At 38.9% G+C, this 21,959-nt stretch carries 25 protein-coding genes and 1 pseudogene; 22 read left to right on the top strand and 4 right to left on the bottom strand.

Features of this window, described 5'->3' with window-relative positions; translation table 11 throughout:
- Window positions 1–7 precede the first annotated feature (7 nt).
- The 5 genes and pseudogenes from ACNKXS_RS02825 to ACNKXS_RS02805 all read left to right on the top strand — a co-directional run.
- Window positions 8–472, top strand: coding sequence for a DUF4199 domain-containing protein (locus ACNKXS_RS02825; RefSeq protein WP_141878997.1), 465 nt, complete (start codon window positions 8–10; stop codon window positions 470–472).
- A gap of 115 nt (window positions 473–587) precedes the next feature.
- A complete protein-coding gene (gene rplU / locus ACNKXS_RS02820; RefSeq protein ID WP_417919533.1) occupies window positions 588–1,079 on the top strand; it encodes a 50S ribosomal protein L21 in 492 nt (163 codons plus the stop codon).
- Between the two features lie 25 nt (window positions 1,080–1,104).
- A complete protein-coding gene (gene rpmA, locus ACNKXS_RS02815) occupies window positions 1,105–1,365 on the top strand; it encodes a 50S ribosomal protein L27 (RefSeq protein ID WP_417919532.1) in 261 nt (86 codons plus the stop codon).
- Between the two features lie 103 nt (window positions 1,366–1,468).
- Entirely contained in the window at window positions 1,469–1,762 is a 294-nt protein-coding gene (locus tag ACNKXS_RS02810; protein ID WP_417919531.1) for a TIGR03643 family protein, read from the top strand.
- Window positions 1,763–1,967: 205 nt separating this feature from the next.
- Window positions 1,968–3,371 (top strand): annotated as a pseudogene (locus ACNKXS_RS02805) (carboxylesterase/lipase family protein); the annotation flags it as partial.
- A gap of 55 nt (window positions 3,372–3,426) precedes the next feature.
- Here ACNKXS_RS02805 and ACNKXS_RS02800 read toward each other — a convergent pair.
- The gene (locus tag ACNKXS_RS02800; RefSeq protein ID WP_417919530.1) at window positions 3,427–4,656 is read right to left on the bottom strand and encodes an LVIVD repeat-containing protein; all 1,230 of its coding nucleotides are present in this window, start codon (window positions 4,654–4,656) and stop codon (window positions 3,427–3,429) included.
- Window positions 4,657–4,800: 144 nt separating this feature from the next.
- Here ACNKXS_RS02800 and miaB point away from each other — a divergent pair, with 144 nt between their 5' ends.
- The 7 genes from miaB to groL all read left to right on the top strand — a co-directional run bounded on the left by miaB (window position 4,801) and on the right by groL (window position 11,457).
- Window positions 4,801–6,246, top strand: coding sequence for a tRNA (N6-isopentenyl adenosine(37)-C2)-methylthiotransferase MiaB (gene miaB, locus ACNKXS_RS02795; RefSeq protein WP_417919529.1), 1,446 nt, complete (start codon window positions 4,801–4,803; stop codon window positions 6,244–6,246).
- A 61-nt stretch (window positions 6,247–6,307) separates the two neighbouring features.
- A complete protein-coding gene (locus ACNKXS_RS02790; RefSeq protein WP_295178348.1) occupies window positions 6,308–7,573 on the top strand; it encodes a sigma 54-interacting transcriptional regulator in 1,266 nt (421 codons plus the stop codon).
- 3 nt (window positions 7,574–7,576) lie between these two features.
- The gene (gene lptE, locus ACNKXS_RS02785; protein WP_141878988.1) at window positions 7,577–8,083 is read left to right on the top strand and encodes an LPS assembly lipoprotein LptE; all 507 of its coding nucleotides are present in this window, start codon (window positions 7,577–7,579) and stop codon (window positions 8,081–8,083) included.
- Window positions 8,083–8,958, top strand: a complete 876-nt coding sequence (locus ACNKXS_RS02780) for a hypothetical protein (RefSeq protein ID WP_417919528.1) — start codon at window positions 8,083–8,085, stop codon at window positions 8,956–8,958. Before lptE ends, ACNKXS_RS02780 begins: the two co-directional genes overlap by 1 nt.
- A 2-nt stretch (window positions 8,959–8,960) precedes the next feature.
- Window positions 8,961–9,293, top strand: a complete 333-nt coding sequence (gene secG, locus ACNKXS_RS02775; protein WP_417919527.1) for a preprotein translocase subunit SecG — start codon at window positions 8,961–8,963, stop codon at window positions 9,291–9,293.
- Window positions 9,294–9,443: 150 nt separating this feature from the next.
- Complete coding sequence (locus tag ACNKXS_RS02770; RefSeq protein ID WP_026913982.1) at window positions 9,444–9,719, top strand: co-chaperone GroES; 276 nt, start codon at window positions 9,444–9,446, stop codon at window positions 9,717–9,719.
- A gap of 100 nt (window positions 9,720–9,819) precedes the next feature.
- Window positions 9,820–11,457: a chaperonin GroEL gene (gene groL / locus ACNKXS_RS02765; protein ID WP_295178339.1), complete on the top strand. Its 1,638-nt coding sequence runs from the start codon at window positions 9,820–9,822 to the stop codon at window positions 11,455–11,457.
- Between the two features lie 368 nt (window positions 11,458–11,825).
- On the opposite strand, the gene ACNKXS_RS02760 is transcribed toward groL, so the two are convergent.
- A complete protein-coding gene (locus tag ACNKXS_RS02760) occupies window positions 11,826–11,975 on the bottom strand; it encodes an SRPBCC family protein (protein ID WP_417919526.1) in 150 nt (49 codons plus the stop codon).
- A gap of 73 nt (window positions 11,976–12,048) precedes the next feature.
- On the opposite strand from ACNKXS_RS02760, the gene ACNKXS_RS02755 reads away from it, so the two are divergent.
- The gene (locus tag ACNKXS_RS02755; protein WP_417919525.1) at window positions 12,049–13,530 is read left to right on the top strand and encodes an SLC13 family permease; all 1,482 of its coding nucleotides are present in this window, start codon (window positions 12,049–12,051) and stop codon (window positions 13,528–13,530) included.
- On the opposite strand, the gene ACNKXS_RS02750 is transcribed toward ACNKXS_RS02755, so the two are convergent.
- On the bottom strand, window positions 13,527–14,567 hold the full coding sequence (locus tag ACNKXS_RS02750; protein ID WP_417919524.1) for an AraC family transcriptional regulator: 1,041 nt from the start codon (window positions 14,565–14,567) through the stop codon (window positions 13,527–13,529). The two genes, ACNKXS_RS02755 and ACNKXS_RS02750, sit on opposite strands and share 4 nt — an antisense overlap.
- 294 nt (window positions 14,568–14,861) lie before the next feature.
- On the opposite strand from ACNKXS_RS02750, the gene ACNKXS_RS02745 reads away from it, so the two are divergent.
- From ACNKXS_RS02745 to ACNKXS_RS02705, 9 genes are all read left to right on the top strand, one after another.
- A complete protein-coding gene (locus ACNKXS_RS02745; RefSeq protein ID WP_295178331.1) occupies window positions 14,862–15,038 on the top strand; it encodes a hypothetical protein in 177 nt (58 codons plus the stop codon).
- A gap of 63 nt (window positions 15,039–15,101) precedes the next feature.
- Complete coding sequence (locus tag ACNKXS_RS02740; RefSeq protein WP_141878980.1) at window positions 15,102–15,437, top strand: arsenosugar biosynthesis-associated peroxidase-like protein; 336 nt, start codon at window positions 15,102–15,104, stop codon at window positions 15,435–15,437.
- Window positions 15,438–15,481: 44 nt separating this feature from the next.
- Window positions 15,482–16,537: an arsenosugar biosynthesis radical SAM (seleno)protein ArsS gene (gene arsS / locus ACNKXS_RS02735; protein ID WP_417919523.1), complete on the top strand. Its 1,056-nt coding sequence runs from the start codon at window positions 15,482–15,484 to the stop codon at window positions 16,535–16,537.
- Window position 16,538: 1 nt separating this feature from the next.
- A complete protein-coding gene (locus ACNKXS_RS02730) occupies window positions 16,539–17,036 on the top strand; it encodes a rhodanese-like domain-containing protein (protein ID WP_417919522.1) in 498 nt (165 codons plus the stop codon).
- Window positions 17,037–17,651 carry a TIGR04282 family arsenosugar biosynthesis glycosyltransferase gene (locus ACNKXS_RS02725; RefSeq protein ID WP_417919521.1) on the top strand — a complete coding sequence of 205 codons (615 nt, stop codon included), beginning with the start codon at window positions 17,037–17,039 and terminating at the stop codon, window positions 17,649–17,651.
- Window positions 17,641–18,453 carry a purine-nucleoside phosphorylase gene (locus ACNKXS_RS02720; RefSeq protein ID WP_417919520.1) on the top strand — a complete coding sequence of 271 codons (813 nt, stop codon included), beginning with the start codon at window positions 17,641–17,643 and terminating at the stop codon, window positions 18,451–18,453. Before ACNKXS_RS02725 ends, ACNKXS_RS02720 begins: the two co-directional genes overlap by 11 nt.
- A complete protein-coding gene (gene arsM, locus ACNKXS_RS02715; protein ID WP_417919519.1) occupies window positions 18,454–19,422 on the top strand; it encodes an arsenosugar biosynthesis arsenite methyltransferase ArsM in 969 nt (322 codons plus the stop codon).
- Between the two features lie 15 nt (window positions 19,423–19,437).
- Window positions 19,438–20,226, top strand: a complete 789-nt coding sequence (locus ACNKXS_RS02710; RefSeq protein ID WP_417919518.1) for a DUF547 domain-containing protein — start codon at window positions 19,438–19,440, stop codon at window positions 20,224–20,226.
- Between the two features lie 5 nt (window positions 20,227–20,231).
- Window positions 20,232–20,918, top strand: a complete 687-nt coding sequence (locus tag ACNKXS_RS02705) for a TIGR04283 family arsenosugar biosynthesis glycosyltransferase (RefSeq protein WP_417919517.1) — start codon at window positions 20,232–20,234, stop codon at window positions 20,916–20,918.
- On the opposite strand, the gene ACNKXS_RS02700 is transcribed toward ACNKXS_RS02705, so the two are convergent.
- The gene (locus ACNKXS_RS02700) at window positions 20,908–21,936 is read right to left on the bottom strand and encodes a glycoside hydrolase family 113 (protein WP_417919516.1); all 1,029 of its coding nucleotides are present in this window, start codon (window positions 21,934–21,936) and stop codon (window positions 20,908–20,910) included. The genes ACNKXS_RS02705 and ACNKXS_RS02700 overlap by 11 nt on opposite strands.
- Window positions 21,937–21,959 lie beyond the last annotated feature (23 nt).

The following is a 21,959-nucleotide window of genomic DNA, read 5'->3' as shown; positions in this document are numbered from 1 at the left end:
CTTTGCTATGGGTAAATTCAGTATTCCTATTAAATACGGTGTGGCTGTTGCCGCCGGTCTTATTGCTTATTTTCTAATTCTTTCATTATTTGATGCTCACAATCAGCCAATTTATAGCTTATTCAATGGGGTGATCATGGCTTACGGAATGTTTGAGGCCGTTAAGCATTATAGACTTCATAAAGGAAATAAATTTAAATATCAAAAAGGCTTTATGGCCAGTTTGCTAACGGGCTTTAATGCAACCATTATATTTACGATCTTCTTTGGCGTTTATTCGACGGAAATTAATCCAGGTTTCTTAGATGATCTAATTACGGTTTGGATTACAGATTACAACACCAGTATTGGTGTGGTATTATTTGTGGTAGCTGTTATGGGATTTGCTACAAGTTTGGTTCTTACACTGGCATACATGCAATTATTTAAAGATTCATGGAATACTAAGGAAGCAAAGAAGCACACGCTTTAATCAATTTTGAAAAAGACAAAAACCTTTGTCAATTAATTAATTAGAATTATATTTGCACCCGCTTGCGTGAAAACGGAAGTGATTTTTTAAGTATTTATATAACTAATTATACGCTATGTACGCAATTGTAGAGATAGCAGGGCAGCAATTTAAAGTTGCAAAAGACCAGAGAGTTTATGTGAATCGCCTAGCAGGTAAAGAAGGAGACAGTATCTCTTTTGATAAGGTACTTCTTACTGCAGATGGAGATAACATTACTGTTGGCGCCCCGGCTATAGAAGGAGCTTTGGTTGGAGCAAAGATCAACCGTCACCTAAAAGGAGACAAAGTAATCGTTTTCAAGAAGAAAAGACGTAAGGGTTACAGAACCAAAAATGGTCACAGACAAGCACTTACTGAAATTCTTATCGAAGGTATCGATCTTAAAGGTGGATCAAAATCCACTTCAGCTAAGAAAGAGGAGCCTAAGAAGGAAAATAAAAAAGAAGAATCTTCCAACGACCTAAGTCAGAATACAGTTGCAGAACTGAGAGAAATGGCTAAAGATAAAGGTATTGAAGGATATTCTTCAATGAAAAAAGCAGAATTAATTGCTGCATTAAGCTAGTTTAAACTACTAAAAACGAAATAAAATGGCACATAAAAAAGGAGTTGGTAGTTCCAAGAACGGTAGAGAATCAGAATCGAAACGTTTAGGCGTGAAGATCTTTGGTGGACAAGCTGCTGTTGCGGGAAATATTATCGTAAGACAAAGAGGTACTGCTCACCGTCCAGGTGAAAACGTATACGCTGGAAAAGATCATACTTTACACGCTAAAGTTGACGGACTAGTGAAATTCACTAAGAAGAAAGATGACAAATCTTATGTTTCTATTGAGCCATTTCAGGCATAGTTAGAATCAAATTTATATAGGAACCCTCTTCAGAAATGTAGAGGGTTTTTTATTTCCTGTAAATTAATTGTTTAACTTTGAGACGTAAAAAGTAAACATAATTATGATCGCAGAAGAATTTGGACTAGACGAGAGGCAGATAGATCGAATAATCGCCATGGCCTGGGAAGACAGAACTACCTTCGAAGCCATCGAATTTCAATTCGGTTTAAAAGAAGAGGAAGTCATAAGGTTTATGCGTGAGCAAATGCATCCAAAAAACTGGAGAAAATGGAGAGCACGCGTTCAGGGTAGAAAGACAAAACATGAGAAGTTAAGAAGTGATGAAGTTAGCAGATTCAAAAGTAAAGCTCAGCGTCAAATTACTGGTAACAGAATTAGCAAGAAGAAATACTAGCTTATCGTATATTTAGGGAATCAAGTTGATTTCCATGAAAATTATATATTCCTTAGTGTCTCTGATCTTTCTATTTGCTTTTGTTCTGAAAGGTAATTCGCAGTCTAGTGTTGAGGTAAATACGAGTTGCGGAATCGTACAGGGGAATTACGACAAGAAGACTGATCTAAGCATATTCTTAGGTGTACCTTAAGCAAAGCCTCCGGTTAATGAGCTTCGTTGGAAAGCCCCTCAAAACCTTGATCCCTGGAAAGGGATTAAAGAAACCAAACAATTTGGACCTTCGGCAGTTCAGGAAAACGTTTTTGGCGACATGGTCTATCGCAGAAATGGCAAAAGTGAGGATTGCCTGTATCTGAATATTTGGACCCCTGATGTTGATCCAGATAACAAGATGGCAGTTTTAGTTTATTTTTATGGCGGAGGATTTGTCGCCGGCGATGGTTCTGAACCCCGGTATGACGGTGCGGTACTAGCGCAAAAGGGAATTATTACCGTAACTGTAAATTACAGGCTGAACATATTTGGATTTTTGGCACATCCCGAGCTTTCAAAAGAATCGTCTTACAATGCCTCAGGTAATTACGGTTTGCTTGATCAGACTGCGGCCATTAAATGGGTTTATGAGAATATAGCTCATTTTGGTGGGGACCCAGAAAGAATTAGTATCGGCGGTGATTCTGCAGGATCTATTTCAGTTAGCATGCAAATGGCTTCTCCTTTATCTAAAGCTATGCTTGCCGGGGCGATTGGCGAAAGTGGAGCAGCTATAAATCCAGCTTTACCGCCAGTTCGCTTAAAAGAAGCGGAAAAAATAGGAGAAGACTTTGTGAAGCAAACCGGTTATACATTCCAGGAGTTTAGAAATTTGCCTACAGATTCTATTTTCAAAGTTTATAATCAGTCCGGTAGGTTTGGTTTCCCGGCCGTTATCGATGATTATTTCTTACCGAAAAGTTTGCCCGAAATTTACAGTAATAAAGAACAGGCTCAAATTCCACTTTTGGTGGGGTGGAATTCAGCTGAAATGAGTGCTGAAGCATTTTTGCAGGATAGTAATATGATCAAAACGAAATATACCGCGAGAATGAAGGAAACATTTCCAGATAAATGGGAACAGGCAATGAAGCTTTATCCTGCTAAGACAGATGGCGATGTTCGTTTAGCTGCGACAGATATAGCCTCCGATAGATTTATATCCTACAGCACCTGGAAATGGGCAGATCTACACGCTAATAATTCAGATCAACCGGTATACCGATATTTTTTCAAAAGAATCAAGCCTTCTTCAGATGACAATCCGGTAAATACTTCAGTAGGAGCACCGCATGCTTCAGAAATTGAGTATTTTCTTGGGAATCTTTATGGTGCTGACAATGCGAATCTTTCTGAAGATGATTTTAGTATTTCTGAAAACATTCAGAAATACCTGGTAAACTTTGTCAAAACAGGCAATCCTAACAGAAATCAACTCTTGAAATGGCCGTCAATTAGGTCTTCCGAAGATAAAACTCCGGTCTTAATAATGGATGCTGTTTTCAAAGTTGAAGACTCAGAAATTGAAGCTCGTTATCATTTTCTTGATACCCATTATCAACATGATAAATAACAAAAAATCCCCGGGCAGCGGGGATTTTTCAAAAAACCAAACAAAAAAAGGGTTATCAATTCAAAGAGAATGTACTAATTAAATTAACCTCGTTACCCTTATAGGAATATTGGGAAAGTGTATTATCCCCGATCATTAGCAACTTGTCATCAAGAGGAATGACATCATAGGTGTTAATGTTCGTAAATTGATCTACAAGACTAAGATCGGGGGTGTTTTTAGTATCAAATATTTTTAGCCCTTCATCGCCATCGCAAACAAAAAGCCAGTCATCCTTTACGCCTAAGCCAAAGGGATTATTCATTTCATAGGAACTTACAATTCTTGGATTGCTCTTGTCTGAAACATCTACAACATCCAACTGATTAAAATTTTGACCGCAATTGTTGCCACCACGAATGGTCACGTATGCGTAATTGTCTTTTACTACTACAGGATCACAGCCCAATACGTGCTGAAGGAAAGAAACCTGTTGGGGAGACTCCGGGTTCTCAAGATCATAGATATACATTCCAGTGGCACTACCCAGATATAGATGATCCTGGTAATGGAAGATCGTTTCTATATTCCAGCCAGCATATTCACTAGTTAGCTCAACCGGATTAGAAGAATTGCTAATGTCCACTACAGAGAGTTCGCTTTCTTCAGCTATATAAAGTAATTCGTCATTAATTGTAAACCTGGCCATACTACCGCCAGTACCAGATCCACCACCGTCTGCTTCTGAGAAGAAAGGCTCGTTGACCAGATCACCTCTGGCATATTCTATTTTTCGGGATTCGGTGATATAGCCTATAATAACTTCAGTATTATGATCAAAGTTTTCGAAGTCTACGAAACTTACCTGCCCTGGTGGTGGATTGCGAAAGTAATTAGGAAAAATGTCTTTGATCCTGCCTGCTTCTTGAATAGCACTCATGTCACTAAGATCGAAAACCACCAGATCCATCCCATTATTTGCGTATAGCATATTATTTCTAATAGCCACATCGGTATTTCTTGGGATCTTGAGAAATTGAACTTTAACCGGGTTGAATGGATCGGTATTATTGATAATGTGAACACCTTCGTTTTTGTCATTGATAAATATATAATTCTGCCAGGCGTAGATCTTTCCCGATTCCTTGATTTCCCGGGGAGCCTGAATTTCTACGGAGGCACGAAAATCAGCGATGGACTGAGTCACGGGTACTGCAACTGTAGTGAACTCATCATCACTATCCTCCTCACAGGAAGTGAAGAGGAATAGTGGTGATAATAGTAACACAAAAAGTAAATTTTTCATGTGTAATTGTGGTTAGGTATCTGTTAGATGCTATACTTTCGAAAAGGTTGCGTAGGATTTAAGAAAATTTTTTCTGTCACTTTGTCAGAACTTTGTTTAGTTCTATCTTTGCGTTTCTAAAAACCCGGAGTTTAGTATAGATTTATGGAGAAGACAATAGACGAGAAAAAGCAAGGGAACTCTTTAGTACTGGAGCCTAAGCCTGAAAATACCCGGAAACTTTTTATTGAAAGTTATGGATGCGCAATGAACTTCAGTGATTCAGAAATTGTTGCTTCCATTCTTAGTAAAGAGGGTTTTAATACTACCCAAAAGTTAGAAGAGGCAGATCTTGTGCTGGTCAATACCTGCTCGATTCGTGATAAAGCGGAGCAAACAGTTCGAAAAAGACTGGAAAAATACAATGCGGTAAAAAGAATAAACCCGGGAATGAAAGTGGGAGTGCTGGGCTGTATGGCAGAGCGCCTAAAAAGTAAATTCCTGGAAGAAGAGAAGATCGTGGATATGGTCGTGGGACCAGATGCTTATAAGGATCTGCCAAATCTTGTGAATGAAATTGAAGAAGGACGTAGTGCGATGAACGTTCTATTAAGTAAGGAGGAAACCTACGGAGATATTTCTCCAGTACGGTTGCAAAGTAATGGCGTTTCAGCATTTGTATCCATTACCCGCGGTTGTGATAATATGTGCACATTTTGTGTGGTACCGTTTACCCGCGGTCGCGAACGTAGTCGTGATCCTCAAAGTATTCTTGAAGAGGTGAACGATCTGGCAACGAGAGGTTTCAAAGAGATCACATTATTAGGCCAGAATGTAGATAGTTATCTTTGGTATGGTGGCGGACTCAAAAAAGACTTTAAAAATGCTACCGAAATTCAGAAGGCGACCGCTACAGATTTTTCTCAGCTTCTAAAACTTGTTGCAGAAGCACATCCCAAAATGAGAATCAGGTTTTCTACTTCCAATCCGCAGGATATGACGCTGGACGTGATCAAAATGGTAGCAAAATATCCTAACATCTGTAACTACATACATTTACCGGTACAATCTGGAAGTAACCGAATTTTAAAGGCGATGAACAGGCTGCATACCCGTGAAGAATATTTCGAGCTTATTAGAAACATCAGGGAAATGATCCCGAATTGCGGGATTTCTCAGGATATGATTACCGGTTTTCCAACCGAAACTGAAGAAGATCATCAGGATACTTTATCTCTAATGGAGAAAATTACATATGATTTCGGCTTTATGTATGCTTATTCTGAAAGACCCGGGACCATGGCTGAAAGAAAGCTGGAAGATAATGTGCCACATGAGGTGAAGAAAAGACGCCTTCAGGAGATCGTAGATCTTCAGCAGAAGCATAGTAAACAAAGGACAAAACGTTTTCTGGGTGAAATTACCGAAGTACTGATCGAAAGAGAATCCAAAAAATCTGATCAACACTGGAGTGGTAGAAATTCACAAAATACCGTGGTGGTATTTGACAAGCAAAATTATAAAATTGGTGATTTTGTAAATGTAAAAATAAAGGACTGTACCAGTGCTACTCTTATAGGGGAGCCAGTGGGGTATAGTGATAATAATTAACGAGAATAATGACGTTCTTCTCACTTGTACTGAAGAATGTCTAATAATACTGAAGTTTTAAATGGAATCAGTTCAGGCAATTAAACAGCGATTTGGAATTATTGGAGACGATCCAAAACTTAATCGTGCAGTAGAAAAGGCAATTCAGGTTGCGCCAACAGATATTTCAGTACTTGTTACCGGAGAAAGTGGCGTAGGTAAGGAAAGTATTCCGAAGATCATTCATGCGCTTTCTCATCGTAAACACGGGAAGTATATCGCAGTGAACTGTGGAGCAATTCCTGAAGGAACTATCGATAGTGAACTGTTCGGTCACGAAAAAGGTGCATTTACCGGTGCTACTCAAACCAGAAGTGGTTATTTCGAGGTAGCCGATGGTGGAACCATATTTCTTGATGAAGTGGGGGAGTTGCCATTGCCAACGCAGGTAAGATTGCTTCGTGTGCTGGAAAATGGTGAATTTATAAAAGTGGGTTCCTCAAAAGTTCAAAAAACCGATGTTCGTATCGTAGCTGCTACAAATATCAATATGTTCGAAAACATCAAAAAGGACAAATTCCGCGAGGATCTCTATTACCGTTTAAGCACGGTGGAAATTGCATTGCCGCCGTTAAGGGAAAGAAAAGGTGATATTCATCTGCTTTTCAGGAAATTTGCTTCAGATTTTGGATTGAAATACAAGATGCCCACGATCAAACTTGATGATGAAGCTGTGGCTTTGTTATTGAAATATCGCTGGGGAGGAAATATTCGGCAGTTGCGAAATATTGCAGAACAGGTTTCCGTTCTGGAACAGAAGAGAAATATCAGCGGCGATGAACTAAGGCAATATCTTCCGGATATTGGCAGCAATCTACCCGCAGTAATTTCAGATAAAAAGAAAGAAGGGGATTTCAGCAATGAACGAGAGATTCTTTATAAGGTCTTGTTCGATATGAAAAGTGACCTGAACGATTTGAAAAAATTAACGCTGAAGTTGATGCAGGAGGGAGACAGCAAGCAGGTTCAGGATGAGAATGAAGGTCTTATCGAAAAGATCTACGGGAATAGCGGTGATGATATTGATGAAGCTGATATTGATGAAGATGAGCTGAATGTGCTGCAAATTCCGCAACAGAATTCTTCATCACCAAGTCAGGAAGAAAAGGATAAGTATTATTTTGCTGAAGAAATTGAAGAGGAAGAAACACTTTCGCTTCAGGACAAAGAGTTGGAGCTTATCAAAAAGTCGCTGGAAAGACACAGTGGGAAGCGCAAGGCTGCAGCAGAAGAATTAGGAATAAGTGAACGAACTTTATATCGAAAGATCAAACAATACAATCTATAATTAATGACAAGATTTCTTAGCATTATCACGGTATTACTGGTGAGTTTGAGCTTATCTTCCTGTATGTCATATTCTTTTACGGGAGCAGACACTGGAGACGCCGAAACATTTCAGGTAAATTTCTTCCAGAATAATGCAGATCTTGTGGAACCGGGAATAGACCGTGCATTTACGATCTCTTTGCAGGACCTTATTCAGAATCAAACAAGTTTGAGTCTTACCAATACCAATGGGGATTTGATCTTTGAAGGTGAAATCACACAGTTCTATGTGTCGCCAATGTCTGCAACTGCTGAAAATACCGCTGCGCAAAGTAGACTGACGATTGCGGTAAACGTTCGTTATTACAACACACTGGAACCGGAAAAGGATTTTGAAAAGCGTTTTTCTTTCTATTATGATTATCCGGCACAGCAACAATTGATCGGGGCAAACCTGGAGACGGCACTGGACGAGATATATACGAGAATTACGCAGGATATTTTTAACGCAGCGCTTACCGACTGGTAATGGAAAAAAAAGCACTCATCGATTTATTAAATTCTCCTGCGGAAATTACTAAAGAACAAACGCGGGAACTGGAAATTTTGCTTGAGAAAGCACCCTATTTCCAGGCGGGTCGTGCTATAAGGCTGAAGGGGCTGAAAGAACATCAGGAATTCAGCTACAATTCAGCATTAAAGATAACCGCGGCCTATACAACAGACCGTGACATTCTTTTTGATTTTATTACTTCTGAAGAATTTAATCAAAACACGATCGCGAGACAGATCAGGCAGCAGGAAGACCGACTGAAGGAAATGACGGTTTACGAACATGAAGAAGTTCATGGAAGGCGAAGCATAGATCTGGATGACGCGATCAAAATGAAGCAGTCTGAATCTGAACGCGTTATGGATCCTGCATTGTTCGAACGTGCTCAGATGAAAGATAGTTCTTCAGATGTTGAGGTTACCAAAGGATCTTCCGAGGAAGAGAACCTGGAGATTGGAAAACCTCTGGAGTTTGATCAAAAGGAATCTCATTCATTTTCAGAATGGTTAAAATTAACCAAGGCAGAACCTGTAAAAAGAGAAAACGAGGCAGATGAACCTGAAGACGAAGATCGCCAGAGAAAATTTGATCTTATTGAAGAGTTTATTGCTAAAAATCCTAAGATCAAACCGGTAAAATCTGTATCCAAAAGCAATCTTGCCGAAGATTCCATGACCAGCCAGGAATCTCTGATGACAGAGACTTTAGCACGTGTTTACCTAGAGCAGAAAAACTATAAAAAAGCCATTCAGGCATATAAAATATTAATTTTGAAAAATCCCGAAAAAAGTGGTTTCTTTGCAGACCAAATTCGGGCAATAGAAAAATTACAAGACACTAATAACGATTAAGAATGAGCACATTCACTATATTTTTAGCTTTAATAATTATCGTAGCATTTTTGCTGGTAGTTGTGATCATGGTTCAAAACCCTAAGGGTGGAGGACTATCTTCTTCTTTTGGCGGCGGAGGTCAGCAAATGGGAGGAGTTAAAAAGACGACAGACTTTTTAGATAAATCTACCTGGACTCTTGCAACTTTATTGCTTGTTTTGATCCTGCTTTCTAACGTAGCTATTATGGATAAGCCAGCAGAAGCTGGAACAAGGGTTTTCGAAAGCGACGAACCTGTAAATACTGAAATGCCTGCAGCTCAACCAGCGACACAAACTGACAGTGAGCAGTAGATAAGATACTCAACAACATTTGTAAATGCCAGCTTATGACAAGCTGGCATTTTTTTTTGCCTTATGGCAGAGAAATAGAGCTGGCATAATTTTAGAAATATGTCTCCCGTATTTAAAAAATTAATTAACCTAATAATAAAATTTAATAAAATGGGACTAAACATTAAGCCGCTTTCAGACAGGGTTGTAATTGAGCCTGTTGCTGCAGAAAACAAGACTGCTTCTGGTATCATTATTCCGGAGACAGCTAAAGAAAAACCTCAAAAAGGTAAAGTTGTAGCTGTTGGTGGAGGTACCAAAGATCATGAGATGACAGTTAAAGAAGGTGATACAGTTCTTTATGGTAAATATGCCGGAACAGAGCTAAAACTGGAAGGAACGGATTATCTGATCATGCGGGAAGATGATATACTAGCGATAGTATAAGTTTCACTTCAATTTTCCAGCAGCCGCTGGAGTTTATAATCTAGAAATTAATTAACCAATTATTCTGTAGTCTAACTATAGAAAATTAAAAATAATAGAAATGGCAAAGGATATAAAATTTGACATTCAGGCTCGTAATGGGATCAAACGTGGTGTTGATGCATTAGCGAACGCTGTAAAAGTAACTTTAGGACCTAAAGGTCGTAACGTAATTATTAGTAAATCTTTTGGGGCACCAACTGTAACTAAAGATGGTGTAACTGTAGCTAAAGAGATCGAACTTGAAGATCCTCTAGAAAATATGGGAGCTCAGATGGTGAAGGAAGTAGCTTCTAAAACCAACGATCTTGCTGGTGATGGTACAACTACTGCTACCGTTCTTGCTCAGGCTATTGTAAAAGAAGGTTTAAAGAACGTTGCTGCAGGTGCAAACCCAATGGACCTGAAACGTGGTATCGACAAAGCTGTTGAATCTCTTACTGCAGATCTTGCAAAGCAAACTAAAGAAGTAGGTGACTCTTCAGAAAAAATTAAGCAGGTGGCCTCTATTTCTGCTAATAACGATGATGTTATTGGTGATTTGATCGCTCAGGCATTCGGAAAAGTTGGTAAAGAAGGTGTTATTACTGTAGAAGAAGCTAAAGGAACAGAGACTTATGTTGATGTTGTGGAAGGAATGCAGTTCGATAGAGGATACTTATCTCCTTACTTCGTAACAAATTCTGAGAAAATGACGGCAGATCTTGAAGATCCATATATCCTTCTTTTTGACAAGAAGATCTCTTCAATGAAAGATCTACTTCCTGTATTGGAGCCAGTGGCTCAGTCTGGAAAGCCTTTATTGATCATTGCTGAAGATGTTGATGGTGAAGCTCTTGCTACACTGGTAGTTAACAAACTTCGTGGATCATTGAAAATCGCTGCAGTGAAAGCCCCAGGATTTGGTGACCGTAGAAAAGCAATGCTGGAAGATATCGCAATCCTTACCGGTGGTACTGTAATTTCAGAAGAAAGAGGATTTACTTTAGAGAATGCTACGATCGATATGTTGGGTACTGCTGAAAAAGTAGCGATCGACAAGGATAATACTACCATCGTGAACGGAGCTGGAAACAATGATGATATCCAGAGCAGAGTAAACCAGATCAAATCTCAGATCGAGTCTACTACTTCAGATTACGATAGAGAAAAGCTTCAGGAGCGTCTGGCTAAATTAGCTGGTGGTGTTGCCGTACTTTATGTTGGTGCAGCTTCAGAAGTTGAAATGAAAGAGAAGAAAGATAGAGTAGACGATGCACTTCACGCAACCAGAGCGGCTGTAGAAGAAGGTATCGTTGCAGGTGGTGGTGTTGCATTAGTTAGAGCTCAGGCTGTACTTAGCAAGATCAAAACTGAAAATGCTGATGAAGCAACTGGGGTACAGATCGTTTCCAAAGCTATCGAATCTCCATTAAGAACTATCGTGCAAAATGCTGGTGGTGAAGGTTCAGTAGTGATCAACAAAGTATTGGAAGGTAAGAATGACTTCGGATATGATGCCAAGACAGATACTTATGTAGATATGCTGAAAGCTGGTATTATCGATCCTAAGAAAGTAACCAGAGTAGCATTGGAAAATGCAGCTTCAGTTGCTGGAATGATCCTTACAACCGAATGTGCGCTTATTGATATTCCGGAAGACAATGCCGGAGGTGGAATGCCACAAGGAATGGGCGGCGGTATGCCAGGAATGATGTAATCATTATTTCATATAATCAGAAAACCCGGCAAATTGCCGGGTTTTTTTATTTGGAGTTTTTGATCATTTCGTAAGAATTTAAAAGCACCTTCCCTGAGATTTATCTCTTATTCAAAATAGGCTTTCAGACAGGCCAGGAAATTTGCCTGACCTTCTGAGTTTCTGCCGAGCCAGGCAATCCCTTTAGCGTCATTTTGTATTCCTTCTTCTAAAACTGAATCCAATGTTTGGTTTCTTTTATTTCAGTAAGTTCGAAAGTTATCATGGTAATGTGATTTTCCGCACCTTCCCGGGTTAGTATTATAATTCGGGATACTCCACTTTAAGCACTTCATTAGAAAATTACAGAACTTGAGTTCCGGGAATTTTCAGGAGATTTGCTTACCTGCTTCAAGGTCTGAACTTGCTTCAGAAATAAAAATTTTGCTCAACTCCTTCTGGTCTGTTATTGTCTGGAATACATTTTTTTCAGCGACCTGTATCGTTAAATTGATTCTAAGCTTCTCTGGATTCTTCATAAACTGATTTATCGCTTTCTTATTTGACTTTTGCTAAAAGGAAATAATCTATATCTTCAGCTTTTTGAAATGTATGAATTCCAGATTCAAATTAATAGCGCTAGTAGCGGGGCCACTTCTTTATGTTATTTTACAATTGTTAGGTACACCTAACTCTATGCCTGAGGCAGCATTTGATGTTCTCTGTATAACTTTGTGGATGGCGATCTGGTGGGTTTCAGAAGCAATTCCCATTGCGGTAACTGCTCTATTACCAATTATACTTTTTCCACTCACCGGAGCAGTGAGTATAGAAGATACCACTGCAGCATTCGGTCACAAATATGTCTTCCTGTACTTAGGTGGATTCATACTCGCAGTGGCTATCGAAAGGTGGGGTTTACATAGAAGGATCGCCTTAAATATCATTCAGTTTATAGGTGCTGATATTAAAAAGATCATTTTGGGATTTATGGTGGCAACGGCATTTCTATCCATGTGGATTAGCAATACTGCTACTTCGGTAATGATGCTTCCTATCGGGACTGCAATTATCAGTCAGTTAAAGGACAACCCGGCAAGTGAGGAAAATGAAAACATGATTTTTGGAAAAGCCCTTATGTTAGCTATTGCTTACAGTGCATCTATAGGTGGAGTGGCAACACTCATTGGGACTCCTCCAAACCTGGTTTTTGCCGGAATCGTTGAAGAAATATATGGGGTTGAGATTAGCTTTACGAAATGGATCATTCTGGGCTTGCCTGTTTCTATCATTCTACTTTTTATATGCTGGAAGTATCTTACCAGCAAAGCTTTTAGTTTTACACAAACTGAATTTCCGGGAGGGAAGGCAGAGATCGACCGACTCAAAGCTGAACTGGGTCACATGAGCATACAGGAGAAAAGAGTTTTAGCAGTTTTTGCTATTACTGCATTTGGCTGGGTTAGCAGAAGCTATCTCTTACAGCCAATATTGCCGTTCATAGACGATACCATTATCGCGATGATCGCGGCTGTAGCTCTATTTCTAATTCCTGCAGGTAAGAGCAAAAGAAAACTGGTTACCTGGGAAGAGGCGGTTAAAATTCCCTGGGGAATTATTTTATTATTTGGAGGAGGAATGGCACTCGCAAAAGGTTTTGGAGAAAGCGGTCTGGCAATCTGGATAGGAGAGCAACTAACGAATCTTGAAAATTTACCATTATTGTTACTTGTGGTTGTATTGATTGCTGCAGTAAATTTTCTTACAGAAGTCACCTCAAACCTGGCAACCACAGCTATGTTGCTACCAATTCTTGCATCAATGGCTATCGCATTGAATCTACATCCCTATTTCTTGATGGTTGGCGCGACTCTGGCAGCATCATGTGCCTTTATGCTTCCTGTGGCAACTCCGCCGAACGCAGTGGTATTTGGTTCCGGTTATCTTAGGATTCCAGATATGATTAAAACAGGTATATGGATGAATATAGTCAGCATAGTATTGCTAAGCCTGATAGTCTATTTCCTACTGCCGTATTTATGGAGTTTCGATCAGGAGGTAATTCCGCAGAAATTTTTAAGAGATAGATCTTAGTTTTCTTCGAATTCTTCTTCTTTGATACTAGCCTTGGTTTGCAGGAAATATTTAGGACTCACACCATATTTCTCTTTGAAAATTTTAGAGAAGTAACTACGATTGTTGAGTCCGATAGATGTTACAATTTCTGAGATGTTCTTTTCTGAAAGTTTGAGCATTTCTTTGGCAGCTTCTAATTTAATATGCTGCATATATTTATTTACAGTAAGATCGTAAACATACTTAAAGCCTTCCTGAAGTTTATTTACATTAGTTCCAGCCTCTTTCGCAAGGGTTTCTACGGAAAGATTTGTGCTAAGATCACCCTGAATTCTTTTAGCGACATAATTCACCTTTTCAATATCAGACTTTCTTAAGATCTTTGGCAGATTCTCGCCATTCTCATCATCCTGATACTGGTCTATCTGAATAGTAAGCATTTCAAAAGCTTTGCCTTCCAGAAACAGGTTACGAAGAAATCCTGTAAAATCCTTGGTATTGATCTCGTCCATTAAGTCTGCCGACTTTATACTATAATTCCCCTGGTAGAAAAATTGCTTTTTCGATACTGCATCTTTAAATAGTTCCTTTAGGGTTGGATCAAGATCTTTAAAATCATAATTGGAACGATGTGCAAAGACAGATCTTATGATCTCCAGGCTTGAAACATGAGTTTGGACATCTTTTTTGAAATATAAGATATGTCCGTCATAACCACTGCTGCTCACAACGATGTTCTGGTAGGTGTCAATACTATGCTCATCATTACTATGCTGAAAGCAATGACTAATATTCCCTTCAGAGCAGAAAATAAATTTTAAGGGGTGTACAGTATTTAGAGAGAAATGAATTTCAACATCCTGCGAAAATTTACAATTGTAGGTAATATAGCCCATGCCGGAGTCAAAACTGATGCCTCGAATAGTACCTTCACCATACTCTGAAGGAATTTCAACTAGAAGTTCGCCGCTACGATTTTGTATATCTGCATCCAGCGATTGCGCTATATTTTGCACAATTTCATTAACCGGTAGCGTTTGAACATCAATTCTCATATAAATACAACATATTTTTTCGCCTAATAAGATAGGCTTTTTACAGATAAAAATCTTAAAATCTTCGTTCGTAAAATTAATATATGTGTGAAAAAATTAAGAATTTGGAATAGAGAATCTGTCAATAGAGATAATGGTTATGCGAAAAACGTTAGTGTTAAGGGTAGTTACAGAAGCAAAGAGTAAATCTTGAACTAATTTTGGGAAATTGGTTAAATTGAAAAAATTTGTTAAAAACAAAAGCCTGACTCCATAGGCTAAGAATTTGGTTTATTTTTCAGTAAAACTATAATTATGAATAAAGATAAAGACAGATCATCACCTGTACCTAAGGAAGATCGTGACAGTGAACAAAAAGTCAATCAATCTACAGAAACCAGAACTCAGAATTCCAGTTCTAAGTTATGGATAGTAATCGCGATAGTAGCCTTATTCTTACTCATTATTCTTTCTATAACCGGAGTATTATAGTTTAAAACTGTAGCTTCGGTTTTTTCGTAATTATTAGTATTAACACATATAAGAAAATAGTAAATGGCTAAAAACTATTATGATCCTGCAGACCTTAGAAAATTTGGAGAGATTACTGAATGGAGCGAAGAGCTTGGAAATAAGTTTTTTGACTACTACGGTAAAGTGTTCGAAGAAGGAGCGCTTTCTGCCCGTGAAAAGTCATTGATCGCCCTTGCGGTAGCGCATGTTGTAAAATGTCCTTATTGTATCGATGCATATACCAAGGATGGATTACAACGTGGTATTACAAAGGAAGAGATGATGGAAGCTGTTCATGCTGGTGCTGCTATTGAAAGTGGAGCTACACTTGTACATGGTGTGCAGATGATGAATAAATACAAAAAGCTAAGTATGTAAGTTTTTTCTGAAATGAAGAACTAAACATACGTAGAAACAACTATATGATCACAAAATCCCTGAAGGCGCGTAAGGATGATCTTTCAAGCCCTAAGAACCAGTTAGAGTTTTTAAGCGAAGGCATATTTGAAGAAGGCGAACTCCCGTATTTCCGGGATAAGATCGCAGAAACTCACAATCTGCCATTTAAACCCAAAAAACTCGAAATCTTACAGCTTAATCTTGGTTATATGTGTAATCAGGTTTGTTCTCATTGCCATGTAGATGCCGGTCCCGATCGTAAGGAGATCATGACGGTAGAAACAATGAAACAATGTCTGGAAGTTATCAAGAATACCGGAGCGCATACGCTGGACCTTACTGGTGGTGCCCCTGAAATGAATCCGAATTTTAGATGGTTTGTGGAAGAAGCTGCGAAAGCAGGGATTCAGGATTTCATTGTTAGATCAAACCTAACGATCATTCTCGCTAATAAGAAATATCACGACCTACCGGAATTCTTTAAGAAACATAATGTCCACGTGGTTTCTTCATTGCCATTCTATAAAAGAGAAAAAACCGATAAGCAAAGAGGTAGTGGTGTTTTTGATAAATCTATCAAGGCGCTGCAAATGCTGAACGCTGTGGGTTATGCGCAGGAAGGCACAGGTCTAAAACTGGATCTGGTCTATAATCCCTCAGGTGCATTTTTACCAACAGATCAAGAGGCGATGGAGCAGGACTTCAAAAAAGCTTTAAAAGAAGATTTTAATATCGATTTTGGCAGCCTGTTCGCAATTACAAATTTACCCATTAGCCGATTCCTTGAATACCTTATAGCTTCTGAAAATTATGAAGATTATATGTATGCGCTGGTAGAGGCTTATAATCCTGCAGCCGTCGAAAACGTGATGTGCACCAATACGATCTCTATTAGTTGGGATGGCTGGTTATACGATTGTGATTTTAATCAGATGCTTGAATTAAAAGTAAATTCGAAAGTTCAGCATATCAGTGAATATAATGAGGATATATTGAATGATCGTAATATTATCATTTCACAACATTGCTACGGTTGTACTGCTGGTGCAGGAAGTAGTTGCCAGGGAACAGTAGCTTAATATGAAATTACAGGGAATCATTTTCAGCTTAATTTTTTTCATTGGAACTTCCGGCTTTACTCAAAACGCACTGGACGATCTATTGAAAAAATATAATTCTGGCGATGTTCCATACACTTCCGTAGAGCAACTGCGTATGGATCAATTAAATGATGAGGTGATCATTCTCGATGCACGGGAAAGCAATGAGTACAAAACCAGTCATCTTAAGGATTCAAAGTTTATAGGATATGATAATCTTAATCTTACAGTTCTGGATTCAATTTCCAGGGATAAACAGATCGTAGTATACTGTTCTGTAGGGATGAGATCAGAGAAAATTGCTTGTAAGATTCAGGATCTGGGATTTGAGAATGTGAAAAATCTGTATGGAGGAATTTTTGAATGGAAAAATACGGGCTATCCTGTTTATGACAATAAAGGCAATGAAACCGAAAAGGTTCATACTTTTTCAAAACACTGGTCGAAATATCTTAAGAACGGAGAAAAAATTTATTAGGTGTCAAAAGAAAATCTGCTAATCATATTTACAAAAAATCCTGTTCTTGGAAAGGTAAAAACCAGGCTGGCCAAAGGAGTAGGAGATAAGAAAGCTCTTGAAATTTATAAATTTCTGCTGAAGCATACGAAAGATATAACCGGTAAACTCAACGTAAACAAACAGGTTTATTACGCCTGGAATATCGCTGAAGATGATATCTGGAAAGATGGAGATTTTCAGAAGAGATTGCAGGTAGAAGGAGATCTGGGTGAGAAAATGGAAGCTGCTTTTAAATCTGGATTCGACGAAGGTTATAAGAAAATTATAATCATTGGAAGTGATCTTTACGACATTGATACGACAGATCTTGAAGAAGCCTTCAAAGAACTTGAAAATCACAATTATGTAATTGGACCCGCTGAGGATGGTGGATATTACCTTTTGGGAATGAAATCACTCAATTCGGCTTTATTCATTAACAAGGCCTGGAGCACTTCCAGTGTATTCGAACAAAGTCTTCAGGATATGCAGGAGGGAACTTATAAAGCGCTGCCACTAAAAAACGATATAGATACGCTGGAGGATATTAAAGATCATACGGCTTTTCAAAAAATTATAAATAATGACAGATAGAATAAACGAATCGGTAGATTATTTAAAATCCAAAGGATTCGGCGAGCCCGAGGTTGGGATCATATTAGGTACAGGTTTAGGTAAACTTCTGGACGATGTAGAAATTGAAGTAACCGCCAGTTATAATCATATCCCGTATTTTCCAACTGCCACGGTAGAATTTCACAAAGGAAAACTAATTTTTGGAACCCTGGCAGGAAAAAAAGTGGTCATCATGCAGGGGAGATTCCATCTGTACGAAGGTTACAGTCTTTTCGATGTTACATTCCCGGTAAGAGTAATGAAGCGTTTAGGGATGAAACGTTTACTGGTTTCCAATGCTTCTGGAGCGATCAATCTGGATTATGAAAAAGGGGAGTTGATGCTAATTGATGATCATATTAATCTTCAGGGTGGTTCGCCACTGGCTTTTCATGGCGTTGAACACTTGGGTGAACGATTTGTGGACATGAGCGAACCTTATGATAGATCTATGAACGAGCAATTCGAACATACCGCAAAAGAGCTGAATATTACTTTACATAAGGGAGTTTATGCTTCGGTACTGGGGCCTCAACTGGAAACCAGAGCAGAATACAGATATTTAAAAATCATTGGTGCAGATGCTGTTGGAATGAGTACAGTGCCTGAGGTAATTGTTGCCAATCATTTAGGAATCCCAGTTTCAGCAATTTCTGTAATTACAGATAAAGGGGATCCGGATAATCTTGAAAAAGTAGATATTCAGGAAATTCTGGCAATGGCTGCTAAAGCCGAACCTGATATGGTTAAACTATTTAAAGAATTACTTAAGAAATTATAAATGAGTTATTTAGAGATTACGAAAGACGTTTACCGTGAAGCAGCACTTACACCAGATGTGGGACTTTGCTGCACTACGAACCCGATCTGGGAACTTCCGGGATTAAAGATTCCGAAGATCATGCAGGAGATGAATTATGGTTGTGGTTCTACCGTGCATGCCCGGGATCTGACTAATAATCCGCGTACACTTTATGTGGGTGTAGGTGGCGGAATGGAACTTTTACAGTTCGCTTATTTTTCCCGAATGAAATCGGGAGTGGTTGGAGTAGACGTGGTGGATGAAATGCTGGAAGCGTCCCTCAAGAACTTTGTGGAGGCGGAAGCCCAGAATCCATGGTTTAAATCTGAGTTTGTTGATCTTAGAAAAGGAGATGCTACGGCATTGCCGGTGGAGGATAACTCTATAGATGTTGCCGCACAGAACTGTCTTTTCAATATTTTTAAAACTGAAGAGCTCACTCAGGCATTGAAGGAAATGTACCGTGTGTTAAAGCCACATGGAAGACTTGTAATGAGTGATCCAACCTGTGAGCAGGAGATGAATGATGAACTTCGAAATGACGAACGCTTAAGAGCGCTTTGTCTTTCCGGAAGCCTGAGCATCAAAGATTATGTGAAAGCATTGACAGATGCCGGCTTTGGAACTATCGAGATCAGGGCTAGAAAGCCTTATAGAATTCTGGATCCCAAAAATTACCCTACAGATGAATTGATCTATATCGAATCTATTGAAGTAGCCGCGATCAAAGATCCTATGCCGGAAGATGGGCCGTGCATCTTTACCGGGAAAGCTGCGATCTATTATGGAGATGAAGATCATTTTGATGATAAAAAGGGACATATTCTATTGAAGAATCAGCCAATTGCAATTTGTGATAAAACTGCAGGTGCACTGGCAGATCTTGGAAGAGATGATATTTACATTAGTGAGTCCACCTGGCATTACGATGGTGGTGGATGTTGTTAATTAAAAAATAAGATTATGAAGAAGGTATTTTTAAGTTTTTTAATCCTGGTCTCAGGGGCATTTATATGTCAGTCCTGTAACCTTATTTCCAGCGCAGGCTTCAATAGTAAAGGATTGCCTACGCCAGATTCTGCAAATACTTCTATAGCTGCCGAGGAGAAAGTAGATCATTCTGGCTGGGATCAACTATTGAAAAAGCATGTGGATAGCGACGGAATGGTAGATTATAGAGGTTTTCAGAAAGACCGGCCAGCACTTGACAAATATTTAAAGATGCTTTCTTCCATGCAACCAGATGATACCTGGAATCGTGACCAACTCCTGGCATATTATATCAACCTCTATAATGCGTACACGGTGGATCTTATTCTTCGTAATTATCCAACGAAGAGTATTAAGGATATTTCCGGAGCATGGACCAAAGAGTTCGTCAAAATTGGAGACAAGGAAATTTCACTTGGTGCCATTGAAAATAGTTTGTTACGAAAAATGGATGAGCCAAGAATTCACTTTGCGATCAATTGCGCGTCTATAAGCTGTCCAAAACTGATCAATGAAGCTTACACCAGCAAGAATATTGAAAAACAACTGGAGAAAGCCACAATTGAATTTATTAATTCAGATAAGAATGACATCTCCGCTTCCCAACTGAAGCTTTCATCGATCTTTGATTGGTACAAGAATGATTTTACTGAAAATGGATCTTTGATCGAATACATCAATCAATATTCAGAAGTAAAGATCAATTCGAATGCCCAGGTAGACTACAAGAACTACGACTGGAACCTGAACGAAGCAAAATAAGTTCTGTGATAAGTATCATTATCCCGGTCTATAATGAAGAGAAGCAGCTTCCGGCTTTGCTAAAATACCTGGAAACTGCTTCTTCTACTTATATACGGGAAATTCTTGTTGTGGATGGTGGAAGTACAGATGAAACTTCCCGTCTTGCCATCGAACATCCAAAGGTTACCTATTATCTTTCTGAAAAAGGACGTGCAGTTCAAATGAATTATGGCGCCAAAAATGCAAAAGGTGAACTGCTGTATTTCCTGCATGCCGATAGTTATCCACCAGAAAATTTTGATGATTTTATAGTGAAAGCAGTCCGTAAAGGATATAACTGCGGCTGTTTTCAAATGCGCTTTGATAAGGATCACTGGTGGCTAAACTTGATGGGGCACTTCACAAAATTTAATCATCTGTCATGTAGAGGTGGAGATCAATCCTTGTTCGTAACTAAAAATCTCTTTCATTCCCTTAGCGGATTTGACGAAAATTATACGGTTTACGAAGACAACGAGTTTATAAAACGCCTATATGAGCATGGATCATTCACGGTGATCAGGAAATGGCTTACAACTTCTGCGCGTTTATACGAGCGTATGGGTGTCTGGAAAACGCAAAAGTTATTTATTGAGATCTACTGGAAAAGAAGATTTGGTGCTAGTGCTGAAGATCTGCGTTCTCATTATTGCAAACGGATCAATTCCTGAAGCTGCCGTAAAATCTTTTTAGCTCCTTCTCTGCTGGTTTATTTTGCGGTGTAAATCTGGAATTTTCGAGTCCGCCGCTATTGGTTCGTTGATGCCATTTCCAAAGAAAACCACCCGCAAACCATTCTTTAGACCAAACCTGTTCAAAAAGAACTTTGTAACCATTTGCCTGTAAATTTAAATTGAGACCGGGATGTTCCCGTTCAGAATTCCATGGAGTTTTCAAGGCATGGTCAATACTTCTATAACCAAATTCTGTAAAAATTATCTTTTTCTCAAATTTGTCAGATACAGATTCAAGTGAACTAAGATGAGGTTCCCAGCCTTCTTTTATTTGATCAATATCGGGAGAAGCTTCATCCCTTATAGGAAAGTAAGCGTCCACGCCTATATAATCGAGCTCATCCCAGATCGTAGTTTGATCATATTTATCCCAGTTTTCAGCATAAGTTATTTCACCACTGTATATTTTTCTCACTTCGGAAATCAGGTTTTTCCAGAAATCAGGTCTATTGCTCACAAAATTAAAAAGTTCGGTTCCAATACAGAATAACTCCACATTGAGTTCTTCTGAAATCTTAGCATATAAAAGAATAAATTCGGCATAAGATGCTTCGAATTGCTTCCAGTCTTCTTCAGTTTTAAAACTAAGGTCTCCGGTGAAGGTTCCATTCCTAATCCAAATCTGTGGTTTAACCATGATCTTTAGATTACGTTCTTTTAATTTTGAGACCGTATGCTCAATCCCTTCCGTACGTTCTCCAAACCACTGCCGATTAATGTTAAATTTTAGCTGAGGTTCCTGGCTGTCTGGTAGAAAACCAAAAGGCATTAAGGCGATGTAATTAGCTTCAGTTTCAGCAACATAGTTTACTTCAGTATCGAGAATAGAATCCCGGGAAGCCACAAGGCTAATCCCATTCATTTTTGGAGACCGTTGATTTGTTTGACAGGACGCTATTAGTAAACCGACCATTAGAAAGACCTGAAATACGATGAGTGCCGATTTCCACTGCATGATTGAGCGATTATTGAGGAGTA

Source organism: Christiangramia marina (genome assembly GCF_048285865.1).
In the GTDB taxonomy this organism is placed as follows: domain Bacteria; phylum Bacteroidota; class Bacteroidia; order Flavobacteriales; family Flavobacteriaceae; genus Christiangramia; species Christiangramia marina.
The sequence above is the reverse complement of the archived record's forward strand: the minus strand, read 5'-3'. Positions and strand labels throughout refer to the sequence as shown.